The following is a 1,475-nucleotide window of genomic DNA, read 5'->3' as shown; positions in this document are numbered from 1 at the left end:
CCAGCACGCCGAGCGGGTGGACTTCCACCGCTGGCTCGCCTGGCTGACCGACGCCCAGCTCGCGGAGGCCCAGCGCACCGCCCGGGAGGCGGGCATGCCGCTGGGCCTGGTCCACGACCTGGCGCTGGGCGTGCACCCGTCCGGGTCCGACGCCTGGGCGCTCCAGGACGCGCTGGCCGCCGGCATGTCCATCGGCGCCCCACCGGACGCGTTCAACGCCGCCGGCCAGGACTGGGGGCTGCCGCCCTGGCGGCCGGACGCGCTCGCCCAGTCCGGCTACCGGCCGTACCGGGAGCTGCTGCGCGGACTGCTGCGGCACACCGGTGCCCTGCGCATCGACCACGTCATGGGGCAGTTCCGGCAGTGGTGGGTGCCCGAGGGCCGCCCGCCCACCGAAGGCACGTACGTCCGCTACGACGCGGACGCCATGCTGGGCTCGCTCGCCCTGGAGGCGTGCCGGGCGGGCACACCGGTGATCGGCGAGGACCTCGGCACGGTCGAACCCGGGGTGCGGGAGGAACTCGCCGACCGCGGCGTGCTGGGCACCTCCGTGCTGTGGTTCGAACGGGACTACGGCACGGCGGAGGCGCCCGGCAGCGGGGCGCCGCTGGCCCCCCGGCAGTGGCGGGAGGGCTGCCTGGCCACCGCCACCACCCACGACCTGCCCAGCACCGCAGCCCGCATCAGCGGCGACCACGTCGAGCTGCGCGACCGCCTCGGCCTGCTGGACGGCGACGTGGACGCCGAGCGGGCCGCCGACGCCGCCGAGACGGCCGAATGGCTCACGCTGCTGCGCCGGGAGGGGCTGCTGCCGGAGGGCCCGCGGGACGAGGAGGCCGAGATCCGCGCCGTCTACGGGTTCCTGACCCGCACCCCGGCCCGCATGATCGGCGTCTGGCTGCCGGACGGCACCGGGGACCGCAGACCGCAGAACGTGCCGGGCACCTGGCGCGAGTACCCCAACTGGCGGCTGCCCGTCGCCGACGGTTCCGGGCGTCCGGTGAGCCTGGAACAGCTGGCCGCGGCACCGCGCCTGGCGGCGCTGCTGGCCGCGGTCCGCGAGGGTCTGCGCGGCGGTCAAGGCGACCCCGGGCGCGCGGACCCGGAGGGCGTTCGCTAATTTGGTTCCGTGGTCAAGAAGAACGCAGTGCGAGCCGGAGTCATCACCGTCGGTACGGTCATGACGCTGATGATGTCGTCCCCCGCCTTCGCCCTCATCCGTGACGACGGCGACGACCCGGGCCCCGGCCTGAGCGCCGTCCAGACGCTGGGCCTCTACGTGATCGCCCCGTTGGCCCTGTTCGCGGTCATCGCGGGGCTGGTCATGGTCGGCGACAAGTCGAACAAGACGAACGGCTGACCCGCCGGCCGGCTTCACCGCCGGTCCCGAGCGGGTGAGCCGAAGGCGCCCCCGAACACCGCGCCGGGGGCGCCTTCGCCATGCCCGCACGCCGTGAGCCGCCCGCACGCCGGAG

General features: G+C 75.5%; 2 protein-coding genes. Both read left to right on the top strand.

Features of this window, described 5'->3' with window-relative positions; all coding sequences use genetic code 11:
• Positions 1-1,120: 4-alpha-glucanotransferase (locus tag ACYVE9_RS26535; protein WP_461030437.1), on the top strand; the 1,120-nt coding region annotated here is incomplete at its 5' end.
• A gap of 9 nt (positions 1,121-1,129) precedes the next feature.
• Complete coding sequence (locus ACYVE9_RS26530) at positions 1,130-1,360, top strand: hypothetical protein (protein WP_461030436.1); 231 nt, start codon at positions 1,130-1,132, stop codon at positions 1,358-1,360.
• The last annotated feature ends 115 nt before the right edge of the window (positions 1,361-1,475 follow it).

Source organism: Streptomyces sparsus (genome assembly GCF_054776295.1).
Note: the sequence above shows the minus strand (reverse complement) of the source record. Positions and strands in the feature narration are given on the sequence as shown.